General features: G+C 35.7%; 17 protein-coding genes. 10 read left to right on the plus strand and 7 right to left on the minus strand.

Annotated elements, in window-relative coordinates; all coding sequences use genetic code 11:
• Positions 1-58: 58 nt before the first annotated feature.
• From A4F88_RS08705 to A4F88_RS08715, 3 genes are all read right to left on the minus strand, one after another.
• Entirely contained in the window at positions 59-403 is a 345-nt protein-coding gene (locus A4F88_RS08705; RefSeq protein ID WP_068842171.1) for a HopJ type III effector protein, read from the minus strand.
• A gap of 121 nt (positions 404-524) precedes the next feature.
• Complete coding sequence (gene rsmI / locus A4F88_RS08710; RefSeq protein ID WP_068842172.1) at positions 525-1,244, minus strand: 16S rRNA (cytidine(1402)-2'-O)-methyltransferase; 720 nt, start codon at positions 1,242-1,244, stop codon at positions 525-527.
• A 113-nt stretch (positions 1,245-1,357) separates the two neighbouring features.
• Positions 1,358-2,386: a hypothetical protein gene (locus A4F88_RS08715; RefSeq protein WP_068842173.1), complete on the minus strand. Its 1,029-nt coding sequence runs from the start codon at positions 2,384-2,386 to the stop codon at positions 1,358-1,360.
• A gap of 237 nt (positions 2,387-2,623) precedes the next feature.
• Here A4F88_RS08715 and A4F88_RS08720 point away from each other — a divergent pair, with 237 nt between their 5' ends.
• The 7 genes from A4F88_RS08720 to A4F88_RS08750 all read left to right on the plus strand — a co-directional run bounded on the left by A4F88_RS08720 (position 2,624) and on the right by A4F88_RS08750 (position 9,784).
• The gene (locus tag A4F88_RS08720; protein WP_068842174.1) at positions 2,624-3,214 is read left to right on the plus strand and encodes a thymidine kinase; all 591 of its coding nucleotides are present in this window, start codon (positions 2,624-2,626) and stop codon (positions 3,212-3,214) included.
• A 26-nt stretch (positions 3,215-3,240) separates the two neighbouring features.
• On the plus strand, positions 3,241-3,678 hold the full coding sequence (locus tag A4F88_RS08725; RefSeq protein WP_068842175.1) for a hypothetical protein: 438 nt from the start codon (positions 3,241-3,243) through the stop codon (positions 3,676-3,678).
• Between the two features lie 437 nt (positions 3,679-4,115).
• On the plus strand, positions 4,116-5,150 hold the full coding sequence (locus A4F88_RS08730; RefSeq protein WP_143155017.1) for a hypothetical protein: 1,035 nt from the start codon (positions 4,116-4,118) through the stop codon (positions 5,148-5,150).
• A gap of 28 nt (positions 5,151-5,178) precedes the next feature.
• Positions 5,179-6,213 (plus strand): hypothetical protein, encoded by a 1,035-nt coding sequence (locus A4F88_RS08735; protein WP_068842179.1) that lies wholly within the window; start codon positions 5,179-5,181, stop codon positions 6,211-6,213.
• A gap of 76 nt (positions 6,214-6,289) precedes the next feature.
• Entirely contained in the window at positions 6,290-7,348 is a 1,059-nt protein-coding gene (locus A4F88_RS08740) for a hypothetical protein (RefSeq protein ID WP_068842181.1), read from the plus strand.
• 369 nt (positions 7,349-7,717) lie between these two features.
• Entirely contained in the window at positions 7,718-8,731 is a 1,014-nt protein-coding gene (locus tag A4F88_RS08745; RefSeq protein WP_082815726.1) for a helix-turn-helix transcriptional regulator, read from the plus strand.
• Positions 8,732-8,779: 48 nt separating this feature from the next.
• On the plus strand, positions 8,780-9,784 hold the full coding sequence (locus A4F88_RS08750; protein ID WP_068842185.1) for a helix-turn-helix domain-containing protein: 1,005 nt from the start codon (positions 8,780-8,782) through the stop codon (positions 9,782-9,784).
• Positions 9,785-9,930: 146 nt separating this feature from the next.
• Here A4F88_RS08750 and rpoN read toward each other — a convergent pair whose 3' ends face one another.
• The 4 genes from rpoN to A4F88_RS08770 all read right to left on the minus strand — a co-directional run bounded on the left by rpoN (position 9,931) and on the right by A4F88_RS08770 (position 16,231).
• Positions 9,931-11,391 carry an RNA polymerase factor sigma-54 gene (gene rpoN / locus A4F88_RS08755; protein ID WP_068842187.1) on the minus strand — a complete coding sequence of 487 codons (1,461 nt, stop codon included), beginning with the start codon at positions 11,389-11,391 and terminating at the stop codon, positions 9,931-9,933.
• A 116-nt stretch (positions 11,392-11,507) separates the two neighbouring features.
• Positions 11,508-11,903 (minus strand): GxxExxY protein, encoded by a 396-nt coding sequence (locus tag A4F88_RS08760; protein ID WP_068842188.1) that lies wholly within the window; start codon positions 11,901-11,903, stop codon positions 11,508-11,510.
• A 192-nt stretch (positions 11,904-12,095) separates the two neighbouring features.
• Complete coding sequence (asnS, locus tag A4F88_RS08765) at positions 12,096-13,541, minus strand: asparagine--tRNA ligase (protein ID WP_068842189.1); 1,446 nt, start codon at positions 13,539-13,541, stop codon at positions 12,096-12,098.
• A 332-nt stretch (positions 13,542-13,873) separates the two neighbouring features.
• Entirely contained in the window at positions 13,874-16,231 is a 2,358-nt protein-coding gene (locus tag A4F88_RS08770) for an efflux RND transporter permease subunit (RefSeq protein WP_068842190.1), read from the minus strand.
• Positions 16,232-16,410: 179 nt separating this feature from the next.
• Between A4F88_RS08770 and A4F88_RS08775 the strand changes: the two genes are divergently transcribed.
• The 3 genes from A4F88_RS08775 to A4F88_RS08785 all read left to right on the plus strand — a co-directional run bounded on the left by A4F88_RS08775 (position 16,411) and on the right by A4F88_RS08785 (position 18,320).
• Positions 16,411-16,740 carry a DMT family transporter gene (locus A4F88_RS08775; protein WP_068842191.1) on the plus strand — a complete coding sequence of 110 codons (330 nt, stop codon included), beginning with the start codon at positions 16,411-16,413 and terminating at the stop codon, positions 16,738-16,740.
• Between the two features lie 136 nt (positions 16,741-16,876).
• Positions 16,877-17,638, plus strand: a complete 762-nt coding sequence (locus A4F88_RS08780; RefSeq protein WP_068842192.1) for a sensor histidine kinase — start codon at positions 16,877-16,879, stop codon at positions 17,636-17,638.
• Positions 17,601-18,320, plus strand: a complete 720-nt coding sequence (locus A4F88_RS08785; RefSeq protein WP_068842193.1) for a LytR/AlgR family response regulator transcription factor — start codon at positions 17,601-17,603, stop codon at positions 18,318-18,320. The genes A4F88_RS08780 and A4F88_RS08785 overlap by 38 nt, the downstream gene beginning before the upstream one ends.
• Positions 18,321-18,845 lie beyond the last annotated feature (525 nt).

Genomic DNA, 18,845 nt, shown 5'->3' on the forward strand with positions numbered 1-18,845 from the left:
AAATCATTCGATTTTCAGATCTGAAGTCAAAAATTGTTAATCGAAATTTTAAATAAAATTATTTTTGTTCTAAAGCATTCCCTTCAAACTGAATTCCGTCCCAGCCTAAGTTGATGAAATTTCTAATGTTTTGGTGGTTTGTTCCGTTTGGATCTCCTAAAACTTCTTCAAAATAAAAAGCGCCAAAACAAGCTAAAGTTTCTTCTTTGCTTAAGTTTTGCAATTTTGCGAAAGAAAATAATTTGCAGGAACCAGAGTTTTCTCCGGCTGCATTATGTTGTGTTCCGTTTTGAAAAGTGGTTGGTGTAAAGTTGTAATTTTCTTCGATTACGGCAATTGTTTCAGGAAATGTGATTTGTGTTGGAGTTTGTTTTACTTTTTCTAAAAAGGTTTGAATGCTCATGATATGCTTTTATTAATGTCTTTAAAATTATCTTACTGTCAGTTCGAGCGGAGTCGAGAACCAATTGCTGCATCTCGACTCCGCTCGATGTGACAAAATGGTATTTTGAACTAACAGGCTGTTATTCTTCTTCGTCCTTAGAATACTTACTTTTCTTGGCTTCTTTTTCTATTGTTTTTCCCGCAACGACTACGACAATTTCGCCGCGTGGAGCTGTTTTTTCAAAATGGGCTAAAACTTCTTTTGCGGTTCCACGAACATTTTCTTCGTGTAATTTTGATAATTCTCTTGAAACACAAACTTGTCGGTCTTCTCCAAAATATTGTACAAATTCAGCTAAAGTCTTAACGAGTTTATGCGGAGAAACGTATAAAATCATGGTTCTTGTTTCTTCGGCTAAAACCAAAAAACGAGTCTGACGTCCTTTTTTATCAGGCAGGAAACCTTCAAAAACAAACTTGTCATTTGGTAGTCCGCTGTTGACTAAAGCGGGAACGAAGGCAGTTGCGCCGGGCAAACATTCCACTTCGATTTTATTTTCGACACAAGCGCGCGTCAATAAAAAACCGGGATCTGAGATTGCCGGAGTTCCTGCGTCAGAAATTAAGGCAATGGTTTCGCCGGCTTTCAAACGTGCAATTAAATTCTCGGTTGTTTTGTGTTCGTTGTGCATGTGATGGCTGTGCATGTGTGTGCCAATTTCAAAATGCTTCAACAATTTTCCACTCGTTCTGGTGTCTTCGGCCAGGATCAGGTCAACTTCTTTAAGAACCCGAATGGCCCGAAAAGTCATGTCTTCGAGATTGCCAATTGGCGTTGGAACGATATATAATTTAGACATAATTAATTTTAAATATTTAAACAGAGATTGCACAAATTAACACGAATGATTAAAGTGCTTATAATTTCACAAAAACGAATTAGTGTAAATCTGTGAAATTCGTGTTTTACTTTTTATGAAAATTTCTTTTCTATAATTCCTAAGAAACGCTCTGCATAATCGTCTTTTCCTTCCCAGTTATTGTAATCTGGTTTTACCATATTTTCGATAAATTCCTGAGCTTCGCCATAGGTGTCAAAAGTCAAAAGCTGATTTAAAACACGACTATAATCTTCAGAACTGTTGCCGAAAAGATTTTTGGTAAAAGCAATTCGGTCATTAAGATCAATATGAAAACCTTTTGCCAGTTTTTCGTTTAGTGTAATTGGCTTTGTTTCTGCCGGAGTTTCTAAAATAGCCGTTTCAACAATTGCTTTTTTCTCTTTAAATTCAGGAATCGACGGAGTAGGAGTCACATTTTCGAAACTGTCTACTTTTACAAACTGAGCATCTGCATAATTGATTCCAAAATCTTCAAATGAAATTGTAACAGGACCTGGTTTTGATGAAGTTTCTGCTTTTGGTTCTTCTTTTTCCGGTTCATTTTCTTCCAGTGGCTCCAATTCAAAAGCGGGTTTGAAATCCGGAATTGGTTTTAAATCATTTACGGTTGTAAAAGAAAGTTCCTCAGTAGTTTCTGTTTTAGGTTCAAAAACAGGTTCTTCGAATTTTTCGATAACTGGTTCCACAGCAATTTCAGCTACTGGTTCCGGAATCGTTTCGATAACCGGTTCCGGAATTACTTCTTCGGGAACTTCAGCAACGATTTCTTCGATAACTTCTTCTGCTTTTACTTCTTCCATAATTTCCGGTGTAGCGGTTATTTCAGCCGGAGTTTCTTCAATCACAATTGGGGCATCGGTCTTAACTTCTGCAGGAATGATCTCTTCTTTATCAAAAATAGATTCAATTTCAGCGTTAATTTCGTTTTGACCAATTGTAGGTTTTAAGGTGTCGAAGTTTTCCTCTACAAATTTTAAAATCGCCAGTTTCTCATATAATTTCTGAGTTTCAAGATACAATTGATTGATATCGGATTTGTTTTTAAGCTTTAAAATTCGATGTGCAATGCTGATTAAATCGGCTTCCAATTTTTTTTTCATAACTTTTGAAATTATAGTGAATAGGGTATTTTAGTATATTTTGTATTTGAATGTCTTTATTCCCGGTAGAAATCTAAAAGATATTTTTTTATTTCTGTTAATAAGCATTTGCGAATCTCCGATTTGATAAAAATTTTCTACTTTTGAAAAACCGTAAAAACAGCAGTTTTTTACGTTGATTTATTACCAGTACAAAGTAATAAAAACTATTCATTTTTAAAGGTAGAAAAATACAAAATGTTTCTCGAAAATACAGTAAATCACAAAGAACAATTTGGTTGGATTGAAGTTATTTGTGGATCAATGTTTTCGGGTAAAACCGAGGAGTTAATCCGCAGATTAAAACGCGCCCAATTTGCCAAACAAAGAGTCGAAATTTTTAAACCCGCTATTGATACCCGTTATCATGACGAAATGGTGGTGTCTCATGATGCCAACGAAATTCGTTCAACTCCGGTTCCTGCTGCCGCTAATATTTTGATATTAGCACAAGGTTGCGATGTGATCGGGATTGATGAGGCACAGTTTTTTGATGATGAAATTGTTACCGTTTGTAATGATCTTGCCAATCAGGGAATTCGTGTGATAGTAGCGGGACTTGATATGGATTTTAAAGGAAATCCGTTTGGACCAATGCCGGCACTTATGGCAACAGCAGAATATGTTACCAAGGTACATGCGGTTTGCACCAGAACAGGAAATCTGGCAAACTACAGTTTCCGTAAAACAGATAATGACAAATTAGTAATGCTTGGTGAAACCGAAGAATATGAGCCACTTAGCCGTGCAGCGTATTTTAAGGCAATGAAGAAAAATCAGGAAAAATAGATTTTAAATTCAATTTTTTATAAAGGATGCAGGATAAAGAAAATAAAAGAAAACAGAATCTCTTACTGTTCATTGTAATTGGAGTTGCGTTGGCATTAGCCGTTTTTTTTCAGTTTTATCTTTCTGAAAATGTTGATGAAGTTAATACTGAGGCAACAGAATTAGTAGCAAAATATAATAAAAACTGCCCGCTGATTATTCAGGAAGGAATTCGTTTAGACAGTGTAAGTTTACCCAAAGAAAGAGTTGTTCAGTACAACCTGACATTACTAAATGTAGCAAAAGAAAAGGCAGAGGTAAGTGTAATACAGGAAGAAATCGAAAAAAGCCTGATAAGTACCGCTAAGGCAAATCCCGGACTTAAAGTTTTTAGAGACAATGATTATACATTGATTTATAGTTATAGCGACAAAAAGAAAGCATTTTTGTTTCCAATAAAAATATTACCGGATCAGTATAAATAATTAGAAAATATCCCATAACAAGAAACCCGACAGATTGTAAAATTCTGTCGGGTTTTTTGTTTTTACGATTTACCAAAACAAGTTTATCAAGGTTGAACCTGATTTTTGAAACCTGGTTTGGAGTACTTGTTTTTATTTTGACAGCAGTTTAGTTTTACGTTTTTAGAACAATTAATTATTGTATTTGTACTTTTTTTCATGGTCTGTTTGCTAACTAATGGCTGTTTTCTGTGTTTGAGCAGGTTAAAAGTTTGATATTACTGCTATTGTGTAAATCTGTAAAAATTACAAAAACAGAACATTTTTTAAATAAATACTGCTGCTGCTTTTTTGGGTTACCAAAGTAATTTTGTCCCCGAAAAAGCAATAGTAAAATACTGCCCATGTGCTTTTTAGAAAATTCATCTTCACAGCACAAAGCATTAAACAATATTTATATGAATAATAAGATTAAAACCATATTGGTTTGTTTGTTGTTAAGTTGTAAAGTAATCTATGCACAAGTTGGACTGGTCATCAATAATCCGCATAAATCTGCAGCATTAGATATGACGGGAATGAATAATAAAGGCTTTCTGCTTTCTAACGTAAATCTGGTCGCACTTGATAATCCTGCTCCGATAGTAAATAACGCACCTGAAACCGGACTGATGGTATATAATAGTAATACCGCTTTGCCAGCCCTAAATGGTCAGCCAGGCGGAGAGGGATTTTATTACTGGGACGGAGCCAAATGGTGTCGTCTGTTGATACCAAACAACATTAGTGCTTTGGATAATTTGGGAAACCATAAAGCAACCGACATCTTACATATGACCAATAACGATATCCAGAACATTAATAAAACATCGACCCAAACAGAATCTATAGCACAAGGCACTGACGGATTATTACCGAAAGCGGGTTATGTGGCTACTTCTATAGATACACAAGGCAATGTTGTCTGGAGACCTGCACCTTATTCGGTGGCAAAAGACACGATTGCTTTTTACAAGGAGAGTACTGGTGCGGCGACTTTTACAACCACGTTTCCTGCATTCGCTCCAATTCCTAATCTTGACAATTTTACCTATACCGCTACGGGATCCGGAACATTAATGTTGGAGGCTATATTTTATGGTCAGATAGAAGGTCTTCCTGCTCAGACAAATGCTGCGGCTGATTGTTTTGGCAGGTTGGCTGTTTATAATAACGCTACACTGGTAGATGAGATGTATACCAATGGTAAACTCGCTTCTTTTGCAACAAATAAGTTTCCGGCAAAAATGGTACTGCAATTATTGATTCCTGTAATTAAAGGAACAACTTACACCATTAGAACAAGTAGTCAGCTTGGTAATAAAAATGAAGCAGGGGGATTTGTTTCGCCGGTTTCAATAGGCAGTATTACTACAGCAGGCGGAGGAGTAGTGAATTCTTATATTATGGGAACGCTGTTAGGACTCGCACCCTTGCCAGGTCAGTTTAATTAATTTGAGTTAACAAGACAAAACAGTAAAAATGAAAAAAATTATGATATATGTTCTCTTTCCTGTATGGTTGTTAGGGAACAAAGCTTTGGCACAGGTAGGTGCAACAAATAATTCGCCGGACAAAACGGCAATTCTGGATTTGCGAAAATCTACATCTGGCGGGGCTATTGCCAATAAAGGACTGCTAATACCACAAGTGAGTCTGGTGAGTTTAACAAGCACATTACCTATTGCAACTACGCCGGCTACAAGTTTACTGGTATATAACACCAATGCTGCCATAACAGGAGGAAAAGGATATTATTACTGGGAAAGTAACACATGGAAGAAACTGACTAATATGGAGGATTTGACAGGTGATAATTTAGGAAATCATACTGCCACCATGAATTTGAACATGTCTGGTTTTGACATTAATGCGGCTAACAAAACTTCTACACAAACGGAAGCCATTGCTTTGGGAACTGATAGTGCAGCGCCTCAGCCCGGTAATGTGGCCACTGCAGCCGATACACAGGGGAATATAGTATGGAAACCATTACCCGAGATAGAAGCAAATGCAAGCGGTTTATTTGTACTAAAGAGTACCGGGAGTTCTATCTCCACTAGCACCTTGAATAGCTGGATAACTGTACCGGGGTTATCCGGTTTAGCGTATATACCATCTAAAAATGGTTATGTCATCATAAAAGCAACCGTTTTTATTGCTATGAGTGATATAACTAGTCCAGGGATAGCTACGGCAATGTTTCAATCAGGGGTGCGCTTTACGGCAAGCACTGGCGGCATACCCATTGCTGACCCAAGAGGTTCAGTAGTAACTTATGGTGAAATACACGGGAGTTCACAAAGTGCCACCTCCAATTCGGGTAAAAATCCTGTTGGTCTGGTTATTTTTACACAATTTCCTGTTACTGCAGGAACTTCTTACACCTTTACTATAGAAACTGCTAATTTGTATAAGTACAATAATGTTGGAGGTACTAGTATAGCCGGAAGTTTTACAGACTATGGAGGTACCCCTCTTGTTTCTTATATGATGGGCACCTTTATGGCAAATTAATAAGATATATTGATAGAAAATAAACACTGGTTTTGCAAGTTTTGACCTGTGGAAAACAACATCAAAAAAATAAAAAATGAAAAAATTACCTATTATAACCGCTTTTTTGTTGCTGTTGGTATTTTGGAACAACAGTATTTTTGCTCAGATAGGAATGACGGGTAATAATCCGTCTCCTTCAGCAGTATTAGATTTGAGAGAAGGTGCTACACAAAAAGGATTATTAATTCCGCAGGTTAGTTTAAGCGATATAACCACTGGTAGCCCTATAGTTACCGGTTCACCCGCTACAAGTTTATTGGTTTACAATACCAATGCAAGTGTTACAGGAGGGAGCGGTACAGGTTATTATTATTGGGATGGTGCCAAGTGGCAACGACTTGTTGCAGGGACAACTGGCACTAAAGCTGACAACCTGGGCAATCACACGGCTATACAAACACTAAATATGGCAAACAATAATATCAACAATGCCAATAAATTAGCAACGACCACAAGCTCAATAGCAAAAGGCATAGATGGAAATGCTGCTCAGGCAGGAAGCCTGTTAACTGCAGGCGATACTTCGGGCAATGCCAACTGGGTGATGCCGGCTTTTCAACGCACTTTTTTTTGGAAAGCGGCAAAGGGTACTCTTTCGGTTAATCTTGGTACTTCTGCTCCTTATTCATATTTCGATGGTATGTCGTACACTGCCCCTGCAAATGGTACACTCGATGTAAGCATGATTATTTTTGGCGGTTATTTTATGGCTAATCCTGTGAATAATTATCAATATGGCAATATTTCTATTACACTTCAGCCTCTGGAGAATGGAGCTCCTATTGCAGGTAGTGCCGTAACAACGGCAGCAAGCCCAGCTGCTATTGGGGTATCCGGAAGCGGTACTGTTGTGGGTATGAGGGAGTGTCTTTGGCTGGGTACAAGGTTCAGGGTTATTAAAGGAGCAACTTATACATTTCAGATAACCGGAAAAAATGATGCAGGATACCCGGCTGATCCTGCTGCTTACCAGGCGACATTTGGATCGGCTTCAACACTCAGCCCACCGGCAGGTTCGGATGGCAGGGCTTATCCCTCTCTTTCAGGAGTTTTTCATGTAGATGGTTCGGAAATAATTTATCTGAATGATTAAAATTAAAGATATTTTAAATTGTTCTAAGTACATATTTTTATTATTTGATGCAAAAAATAAACATTGGCAACGCATAAAAATAAATGGTTTTAATATACCAATTTAGCTGTTCATGATTTATGTTATAGAAAATATCTTGTATATGTATTAGAATAAAACTGTGTAGCAAGTTCAAATATTTTTTTTGTAATTTTATATTCAAATACTTAGTTGTCTGTTGTTTACGTTTGTTTGTGTCTGTCTCATTCCTTAAGGAAAGATGGTAATCAAATTTTTTCAGGGGTCCTTATTCTTACTGCCTTTATGCAGTTTCTTGTTACTCAAACAAAAGAGTTCATGCAAGGTCATGAGCGAATATAACTTTTATTTATGTTAAACGTAAAGTATAATTTAACCACATGCAGCAGCTATCTCAATGATATGGCAGCGGGTTTTAATGCAGTGTCTTCTCAAAAAGTAACCGTAAAAAACAATAGGCTTGTTTTTCCTGAATCTATAGGAAAAGGAACTTTAGCCTGTTATGATGTAGATACCGGACTTGGAGTAGTGATTTTGGATTGTGTTTTTTCTGAAGATGTAAATTTTATTCGCCTTCCTGCCGAAATCAATTACTTTCATGCCATGAGTTTTAATCTTTCTGCTTTTTCTTTTATGGTCAATAAAGATGGAGAAGAAAAACTGGTTAAAGGAGAAAGCTGGCAAAAAAAAATATTATATAGTACCAGTGAAACAGGATTGACGTGGGTCGCTCCGGCAAATACTCCCATCAAAATGGTCGTGTTATTGTTAACGCGGGAATGGGTCATTAATAAATATCAGCTTAAAGGAGAACAAAATCAGATACCGTATCAAAAAGAGTTATTAGAAGATGCTCCTTTACAATTTACCCTTGATTTAGATCTGGAGATTGTATTGTTGGCACAGGAAATTATAACAAGTGAACCGCCTGCTTTTCTGGTAAAACTTTTTTATAAAGGATATGCCAAACGTTTAATTGCCCTCGCATTAGAAAAACAGGCGGGGCATTCGCAACCCGGAACAGTATTAAAATACCAGAATGTGGTACGTATTATCGAAGCCAGAAAAAAGATAGAAGAACATCTGGAGCTGCCGCTTCCTAAATTAGAGGAGCTGGCTAAAAGCTGTAACATGAGCCTTTCAAAATTTGCAGCTTTGTTTAAGGCGATGTATGCTAAAAGTTATTTGCAGTTTTTTCAGGACTTAAGAATGGATAAGGCAGCCCAATTGCTAAAGAAAAACTGGGAGATTGTTGATGCTGCAAGATCTGTAGGTTTTATAAACCAAAGCCATTTTACACGGGTGTTTAAAGAATATTTCAGAGTGTCTCCAAAGACCTATCGCAATGTTGTAAAAAGGCATTGAAATATTCTTTATCATAATATAAATAATAGGTATACTAAGTCGAATATTATGATAGAAGTCGAATATTATTTTAATACTTCAAGCCAGTGGCTGATCGATTTTGCCAATGCTTTCAGTAAAAGTATCGGGATGAAAGTATCAGTTAAGGACAATAAGCTCACATTTCCGCCATCCGTGGCGAAGGGAAGGTATGAATATTACGAATTGAGCGAGAACTTAGGGATGTTATGTGTGGATGTAATGCTTATGGATGATGTGCTGTTGCAAAAAAAGCAATTGCAGGGAAACGACTACTACGGACTTATTTTTGATATTAGTGAACATGCTAATAAAGTAACACAGAGTGATGGTAAGGCGATTAATGTTCTTGATAATCTTGTAAAGTCGGTAGTACTTAGTTCTCATGCTTTCAATTCTTCTGTTTTGTTGCCTAAAAATGCAGCTATACGGTATGTACAGCTTTTTGCGCATAGAAGCTGGGGTATAAAAAACATTACAGAACCCATACCGTTGGAGCTTACCAGATTTAAAGAGTTTGCCAATGCTTTACCCATGCATGCTGTTGCTAATTTCGATAGCAAAAGTGATGAGCTGGTAAACGAAATATTGGAGTTAGATACCAGCAGAGTTAATCTGAAACAGCTTCTTGAAGGATATGCCTGTCAGTTGATCGCTTTATTTTTTAACAACCTCAGAGAGGAATATGCCGATAAGGAAAACTCTGTTTCGCCTGATGCCATGCGTATTATAGAGTTCAAAGAAACGCAGGAACAAAACCTTACCTATGTATTGACGATTTCTAAAGCTGCAGCTGCATGTTTCATGAGCACATCCAAGTTTGCAACCATGTTTCAGACTTTGTTCAGGGAAAATTATGGAGAATATTTTATGCGTAAAAAAATGGACAGAGCAAAAGAACTTTTAGATGAAGGCTGTAATGTTACTGATGCTGCTTCATTGTTAGGCTATAGTAATATAAGTCATTTTGCCCAAACGTTTAAAAAACACTTTGACGTTATGCCGGGTACTTATAAAAAATCACAAAACGGATAGATTTTACGACTCTTGTTCATTTTTTCTGGAACTGGACTTCGGTTCAGTTTAATGACAAAAAAAAACAGACCCGACAAATCAAAAACTTGTCGGGTCTGTTTTTTTAAATGAACTTATGTTCCTTATATGGTTTATAAAAAGAAAAACTAAATCTTCTTTCTCATTCTCGCCACCGGAATATCAAGTTGTTCACGGTATTTTGCAATTGTTCTTCTTGCAATTGGATATCCTTTTTCTTTTAAAATTTCAGCCAGTTGATCGTCTGGTAAAGGTTTCTTTTTATCTTCTTCTTCAATCGTATTTTTAAGAATCTTCTTGATTTCTAAAGTCGAAACATCTTCGCCCTGATCGTTTTTCATCGCTTCAGAGAAAAATTCTTTGATTAGTTTGGTTCCGTATGGAGTTTCAACATATTTACTGTTGGCCACACGTGAAATTGTCGAAATATCTAAACCAACCATATCTGCAATGTCTTTTAAGATCATTGGTTTTAGCTTCGTTTCATCGCCATCCAGGAAAAATTCTTCCTGATAATGCATAATCGCATTCATGGTTACAAAAAGAGTTTCCTGACGTTGTCTGATGGCATCAATAAACCATTTAGCCGAATCCAGTTTTTGTTTGATAAACTGAACGGCATCTTTTTGAGCCGACGATTTATCACGGGAATCTTTATACGTCTGCATCATTTCCTGATAATCTTTAGAAACATGCAGAGAAGGAGCATTTCGTCCGTTTAAGGTCAGTTCCAGTTCGCCATCCACAATTCTGATTGCAAAATCGGGAACCACATTTTCAGTTACTTTATTGTTTCCGGTAAAAGATCCGCCCGGTTTTGGGTTTAGCCTTTCGATTTCGTGAATTGCTTTTTTAAGCTGTTCATTCGAAACACCGTATTTCTGAAGCAATTTGTCGTAATGTTTTTTAGTAAAAGCATCAAACTGATTCTCGATAATGTCAATGGCTAAATCAACATATTCAGTTGGTGTTTTGTGTTTTAATTGCAACAATAAACATTCCTGCAAATCACGTGCTCCAACTCCTGAAGGTTCAAGCTCGTGTATTACCTGAAGCATTTTTTCGACCATTTTCTCATCCGTATAAATACCCTGAGTAAAAGCCATATCGTCTACAATATCCGGAACACTTCTGCGGATATACCCCATATCATCAATACTTCCAACAAGAAATTCTGCAATTTCGCGTTCTTCATCGTTCAGAATAAAAGTATTCAGCTGATTGATTAAATCCTGATGAAAACTAATTGGCGAAGCAAAAGGCGTTTCGCGTTCTTCGTCATCACTGTAATTGTTCACCTGAGTTTTATAATCAGGAGTATCGTCGTCGCTTAGATATTCGTCAATGTTAATATCGTCTGCTTCGATTCTGTCAGATTCCGCATCATCATAATCGTCATAATCTTCATTCGCGAATTCATCCGCTTCGTATTCATCTTCTTTCCCGGCTTCCAAAGCCGGATTTTCGTTCATTTCTTCTAATAAACGTTGTTCAAAAGCTTGCGTAGGCAATTGAATTAACTTCATCAGCTGTATTTGCTGTGGAGATAATTTTTGAGATAATTTTAAATTTAAAAATTGCTTGAGCATAGTTAAGACGCTATTTTTTTGCCACTAAGGCGCGAAGGCACAAAGTTTTTTTATTTTCTTGTGTTTTTTTGCCACTAAGGCGCTAAGACACGATGTTTTCTTTCTTATTAAGAATTTTAAAATATTCTTTTTGTATTTATAAATCTTCTGATACCACTCTTTATTAACGGAACATTGAAATTAATTAAAAAGCCTAAATCTTTATCCAGTAATTTTAACTGACTAATAATTTGTGCTTCCCAAACTGGATTCATTTGCTCAACTGCTTTTATTTCTATAATTATAGAATTTTCAACCAGCAAATCTAATCTTAATCCTTCGCTAAATTCAATTCCGTCATAAACTATTGGAATATCAACTTGACGTTTTACATCAAGACCAGCTTTTGAGATTTCATGAGCCAGACAAACTTCATAAACTTTTTCTAATAATCCGGGGCCAAGTTGTTTGTGAACTTTAAAAGCCGAGTTTACAATTATTTTTCCAATTTCTTCCGTTCTTTCAGAGAGCATATTTTTTTATGGTTTTGCCACGAAGACACGAAGGCACAAAGTTTTTTAAGTTTTTAAATCTTCACTAAAAAATTAAAATAATACTTGTGAATTTGTGTCTTCGTGGTATTATTTTAATTTTTTTAGAATCTTTAATTCAGTTTTAAAAATAAACTTAGCGTCTTTGTGCCTTTGTGGCAAAAACTTTATTTCTTAGAACTCAGCGCTTCCAGGAGTTCTTGGAAAAGGAATTACGTCTCTAATATTTGTCATTCCTGTAACAAACAATACCAAACGCTCAAATCCTAAACCAAAACCTGCATGTGTTGCTGATCCAAATCTTCTGGTGTCTAAATACCAGTATAGTTCTTCTTCATCAATGTTTAAGGCTTTCATTTTTTCAACCAAAACATCATAACGCTCTTCTCTTTCAGAACCACCAACGATTTCTCCAATTCCAGGGAAAAGGATATCCATGGCACGAACTGTTTCTCTTCCAGGTTCAGTGTTGTCGTTCAAACGCATGTAAAACGCTTTAATGTTTGCCGGGTAATCGTATAAAATTACCGGACATTTAAAGTGTTTCTCAACAAGGTAACGCTCGTGTTCTGATTGTAAATCAGCTCCCCATTCGTTAATAAGGTAACTGAATTTTTTCTTTTTATTTGGAGTTGAATCTCTCAAAATATCAATAGCCTCTGTATAAGAAACACGTTTAAAGTTGTTTTCTAATACAAAGTTTAATTTCTCTAACAAGCTCATTTCGCTTCTTTCCGCCTGAGGTTTAGATTTTTCTTCTTCAAGAAGTCTTCCTTCTAAAAATTTCAAATCATCTTTACAGTTGTCTAAAGCATACTTAATAACATACTGAATAAAATCTTCAGCCAAGTCCATATTGTCATCAAGATCATTGAAAGCAACTTCCGGCTCAATCATCCAGAATTCAGCCAGGTGACGGGAAGTATTTGAGTTTTCTGCTCTAAAAGTTGGTCCAAAAGTATAAATCTGACCCAAAGCCATTGCAAAAGTTTCACCTTCTAATTGTCCTGAAACCGTTAAGTTGGTTTCTTTTCCAAAGAAGTCTTCTTTATAATTTACTTTTCCATCTTCTGTTCTTGGTGTATTGTCAAATGGTAAAGCCGTAACTTTAAACATTTCTCCTGCACCTTCGGCGTCAGAACCGGTAATGATTGGCGTATTTACATACACAAAACCTTTATCCTGAAAATATTTATGAACTGCATAAGACAATACCGAACGTACACGCATAATGGCTCCAAAAGCATTTGTACGAACACGTAAATGTGCATTCTCACGTAAAAATTCTAAAGAGTGTTTTTTAGGCTGCATTGGAAATTTCTCCGCATCAGAATCTCCAAGAATTTCCAGTTTAGAAACCTGAATTTCATATTTCTGACCCGCACCTTTACTTTCAACCAAAGTTCCAAAAACAGAAACTGCAGCTCCGGTAGTAATTCTTTTTAAAGTTTCTTCCGGTGTATTTTCAAAATCAACAACACATTGTATATTATTAATGGTAGAACCGTCATTAAGCGCGATGAACTGATTATTTCTAAAAGTTCTCACCCATCCTTTTGCATTAACCTCCTGAAGCGTCGTCGTACTGTTTAATAAGTCTTTAACTTTTGTGTGTTTCATTTTATATATAATATTGAAATTAAATTATTTGTTGTGTAATAAGTGCAAATATAAACGATAATAATTAATTTTTGAAGCTGTTTCCCGCTATCCGCTATATCTTTTGTTGCTTAAAGAAAGCAACAAAAGGATGCCGCTGCTATCGGGGCTAGGCTTCTCGTTTTCAAAAGATGCAATTATTTTTTATTTCTTATTGCGAGAAACGAAGCAATCGCACTAGCAACAAGAGAAAAAGTTTGATCCGGCAAATGAGATTGCTTCGTTCCTCGCAAAGACTTAACGTTCCGTATAAAATTAATTCATGAAAATTCGTGAATTCGTGGCAAAAAAACTTAATCCTCCAAATCCTCTTTCTTCGCTTTCTTCTTCTCAAAAGTCAAAACCAAAGCCGGTAAAACCAATAGATTCGCAAACATCGCAAATGCCAGAGTACAGGAAATTAATCCACCAAGCGCGATTGTTCCGCTAAAGCTGGAAAGCGTAAAAGTGGCAAAACCTAAAATCAAAACGACCGAAGTATAGAAAGTACTGATTCCGGTTTCTCGCAAAGCACTGAAAACCGATCTTTTTACTTTTCCGTTGTTTTGCGTTAAATCATGTTTGTATTTTGCCATAAACTGAATCGCATTATCCACCGAGATTCCAAACGCAATACTGAATACTAAAATCGTTGAAGGTTTTAACGGGATTCCAAAATAACCCATTAATCCGGATGTAATACAAAGCGGTAAAATATTCGTAATAACCGATGCCATTACCATTTTGAACGATCTGAATAAATACAGCATCAAAGCAGCAATTACCAGAATTGCAAAAATCAACGATTCGATTAAGTTGTCAACCAGATAAGAAGTTCCTTTCTGGAAAACCAGTGCTTTTCCGGTTAAAGTGACTTCGTAACGGTCTTCCGGAAAAATTTCGGCAATTTTTGAGCGTAATTTTTTCTCTACTCTTGCCATTTCCTGAGTTCCAATATCTTTCATGAAAGTTGTAATTCGGGCATATTGTCCAGTCGAATCTACATAAGCCTTCATTAAATTGTCTTTGCTGTTTTTTGTCGCATTTTTAGCATACGATAAAATAAAAGTCTGTTCCTGCGAAGTTGGCAATTGGTAATATTCCGGTTTCCCGTTATAGAAAGCCTGTTTCGAATATTTAACCAGATTCACTACCGAAACCGGTTTTGATAATTCAGGAATTTCGGCAATAGTGTTTTGCAGTTCATCCATTTTACGCATTGTCGATAATTTCATAACACCTTTTTTGTGTTTGGTGTCAATCATGATTTCGAGCGGCATAACACCGTTGAACTCTTTTTCGTAAAACAAAATGTCTTTATAGAATGAAGCACTTTTTGGCATTTCGCCAATCAAACTTCCGGAAACTTTCATTTGAGCAACTCCAATTACACTAAAAACCAAAAGCAAACCATAAATAGTATAGATTACTTTTCGTTTGTTTTTTACCACATTTTCAACAAAATCCAATAAAGTAGAGATGTAGGTTTTATTTAAATGGTACAAGTGTTTTTCGCCCGGAACATCCATAAAACTGTACACAATTGGTACAATTAAAAGCGTTAGTAAATAAACCGAAATCACATTGATCGAAGTCACTAAACCAAATTCAAAAAGCAAATCATTACCCGTAATCATAAAGGTAGCAAAACCTATTGCAGTGGTTAAATTCGTCATTAAAGTCGAAACTCCAATTTTCGAAATAATACGTTGTAAAGCTTTTGCCTGATTGTTGTGTAATTTGATTTCCTGTTGGTATTTATTAATCAGGAAAATGCAATTCGTGATTCCGATTACGATAATTAATGGTGGAATAATAGCCGTTAAGATCGTGATTTTATAATGAAACAATCCAAGTGTACCAAAAGACCAGATTACACCAATGATTAAAATACAAATCGAAATAAAAGTAGCTCTGAACGAACGGAAAAAGAAAAAGAAAATCAGGGAAACAGTAAACAATGCCGCGCCAATAAAAAGACCAATTTCGCCTTTCATGTTATCGGCATTAATCGTCCTGATATACGGCATTCCTGAAACTTTCAAATCAATTCCGGTTGTTTTTTCGAATTTGTCTATTTTCGGAACCAGGTTTTCAAGAATAAAAGTCTTTCTTTCGGCTGTATTAACAAGAGCTTTGTTAATGTAAACTGCAGAACGGATACTTCCGCTTTGTTTGTTAAACAATAATCCTTCGTAAAAAGGCAAATTGTGAAACAAATCGTATTGAATCTTTTTTAAATATTCCGGATCAAGTGCTTTTTGCTGATCAATAAACGGAGTCAGTACAAATTTTTCGTTAACCGTATCTTTTTCCAGTTTCTTTAAATCGTTAAGCGAAACCACCAAATCAACCTCTTTAGAGTTTTTTAAACCCGTCATCAATTCATTCCAGGCAGCATAATTTTTTGGCGTGAAAAATTTAGGATCCTGAAATCCAATAACAACAAGGTTTCCTTCTTCACCAAATTTATCTAAAAACGCTCTGTATTGTTTATTTACGATATGATCTTTAGGAAGCAAATTTGCTTCAGTATAAGTCATGGCAAGGTTTTTCCATTGATAGCCAAGGAAAATTGTTAAAGCAGATAGGATTACTAGTATTATAACTCGGTTCTTAAGTATGATTCGGGCTAGTTTTTCCCAGAATCCAACTTGTACAGCGTTTTTCATAAAATCTTTAAAAATGGTTGCAAATGTAGTGAAAAGTGCTCTAAAATGTAAACAATGAGTTGTAATTTACTTAATGTTAACACAAAACGTTAAGATCTAATTTGTGATATATTTCTTTCTTTTCGTTGTTTAGTCGGTAGCTTTTCTCATATTTGCAATTAATTTAAAACGAAACGAAAATGAATTGGATTTTTTTAATTATTGCAGGACTTTTTGAAGTTGGATTCGCGTCATGCCTTGGAAAAGCTAAAGAAACAACCGGAATTATTTCAACATACTGGATGGTTGGTTTTTTTGTATGTCTTTCAATCAGTATGATTTTATTATATAAAGCAACACAGGTTTTACCTATTGGAACCGCCTATGCAGTCTGGACAGGAATTGGAGCAGTCGGAACCGTTTTAGTCGGAATTTTAGTTTTTAAAGAACCGGCAACATTCTGGAGAATATTTTTTCTTTCAACTTTGATTGCTTCTATTATCGGGTTAAAGTTTGTTTCCAGTCACTAGAAATATTACCCGCAGGTTTTACCAATGAAACGGATCTACACAGATGATTTTTAAAAATAAATTACAGCACAGCCTGTCAAAAATTCATTTTAATCCGTGTGAATCTGTGGCAAAAAAAACTTTAGAATCTTAACATATGCAGGAAAACAATACCATCACTTTAATTTTTTTAGCAATCCTATTATTGCTAATTTTCATCATTTGCTTTTTGATGTACCAATTAATGCAATTCAAAAAAGCAAAAGACGATGCCGAAAAGAGTTTTTATGCACTCGAAATGAAAGTGAATGATTTGCAGTTAGAAACTCTCGAATCAAAACTGAATCCGCATTTGTTTAAAAATATCCTGAATTCGATTCAGTCGCACGCATACCAAACCTATTTTGCTTTAGATAAACTGGCGAATGTGCTGGATTATATTTTATACGAAAGCAAAAAGAAATTTGTCACAGCAAAAGAAGAAATTGATTTTGCCCTGAATTTAATCGAAATCAATAAAATCAAAATTAGTCCGCTTTTTGAATTAAAGATTAAAACCAACATCAACAAAGAAGATAAACTATACGATCAGCCTCTATTGGCACCTTTAATTTCGATTGATTTAATCGAAAATGCCTTTAAACACGCTGATCTGCAAAGTGCCGATGCTTTTATTTCGGTTGTTTTTGAGTTTAAGGACAATGCTTTTTTTATGACCGTTTCGAATAAAATATCAGATAAAAAAGTACTCAAAAAAGAACGAAGCGGTTTTGGTCATGCGACTTTAGAACATCGTTTGCGCATCATTTACAAAAACAATTTCAAACTGGATAAGTTTATAGAAAATGATGTTTATATTGCTCATCTAAAAATAGATCTCCTTGAATACAAAACTGAAATGCTTGCTTCTGGACGATGAGTTGCCGGGATTAACATACTTAAAAATGCTTTGTGAACAAATTCCCGAAGTCGAAATTGTAAAAACGTATAATAATCCTGAAAAACTTCTTACTGATATTCCAAACCTTGATTTTGATCTCTTAATATCTGATATCGAAATGCCGGGTATGGATGGCTTGCATCTGGCAGAAATGCTCGAAGATAAATTGGTTATTTTTTGTACGGCTTACAAAGAATATGCTGCCGATGCTTTTAATATTGATGCGGTCGATTATATTACCAAACCGGTAAAACTGGAACGTTTACAAAAAGCGATTTCAAAAGCTTTTGAACGTTTTCAGAAACCAGAAACGGCGAAAAAGTTCATTCAGCTTAATACGGATAAAGGAAAAACCTTATTATATTTTAATCAGATTCAGTATATCAAAACTGCGGTTAGTGATAGTCGGGATAAAACAGTTCTTTTGGCTGATGGTTCTTTTCTGAATCTTAAAAATGTAAAGTTTGATACGCTTTTAAACGAATTGCCGGATGCTGATTTTTGTCGTGTAAACAAAAAAGAAATCGTGGCGGTAAAATCAATAAAGTTCTTTAACCACAACGAAATTGTCCTGCATCATTTAGAAAAAAATGATAAAAACAGTACTATGATTTTGAGCGAAACCTATCGTTCTGACTTTTTGAAAAAGGTAAAGTTGTAGGTTAATAATCATGACGCACAAATGTCAGGCTGAGCGGAGTCGAAGCCCTTTTTGTGTAATCGAGCCTTCGACTTCGCTCAGGATGACAGTTGTTTTTAATTTTACAAATACGAAGCTGAATAAGATCTGGCTTTCATTAAAATGAGCATTGTTGATGATTTTACAATTGTCAGGCTGAGCGGAGTCGAAGCCCTTTTTGTGTCATCGAGCCTTCGACTTCGCTCAGGATGACAGTTGTTTTAATTTTACAAATACAAAGCTGAATAAGAATCTGGCTTTCATTAAAATGACCATTGTTGATGATTCTACAATTGTCAGGCTGAGCGGAGTTGAAGCCCTTTTTTGTGTAATCGAGCCTTCGACTTCGCTCAGGGTGACAGTTGTTTTTAATTTTACAAATACGAAGCTGAATAAGAATCTGGCTTTGATTAAAATGACCATTGTTGATGATTTTACAATTGTCAGGCTGAGCAAAGTCGAACCCTTTTTTGTGTCATCGAGCCTTCGACTTCGCTCAGGGTGACA

The organism is Flavobacterium chilense (assembly GCF_001602525.1).
Classification (GTDB): domain Bacteria; phylum Bacteroidota; class Bacteroidia; order Flavobacteriales; family Flavobacteriaceae; genus Flavobacterium; species Flavobacterium chilense.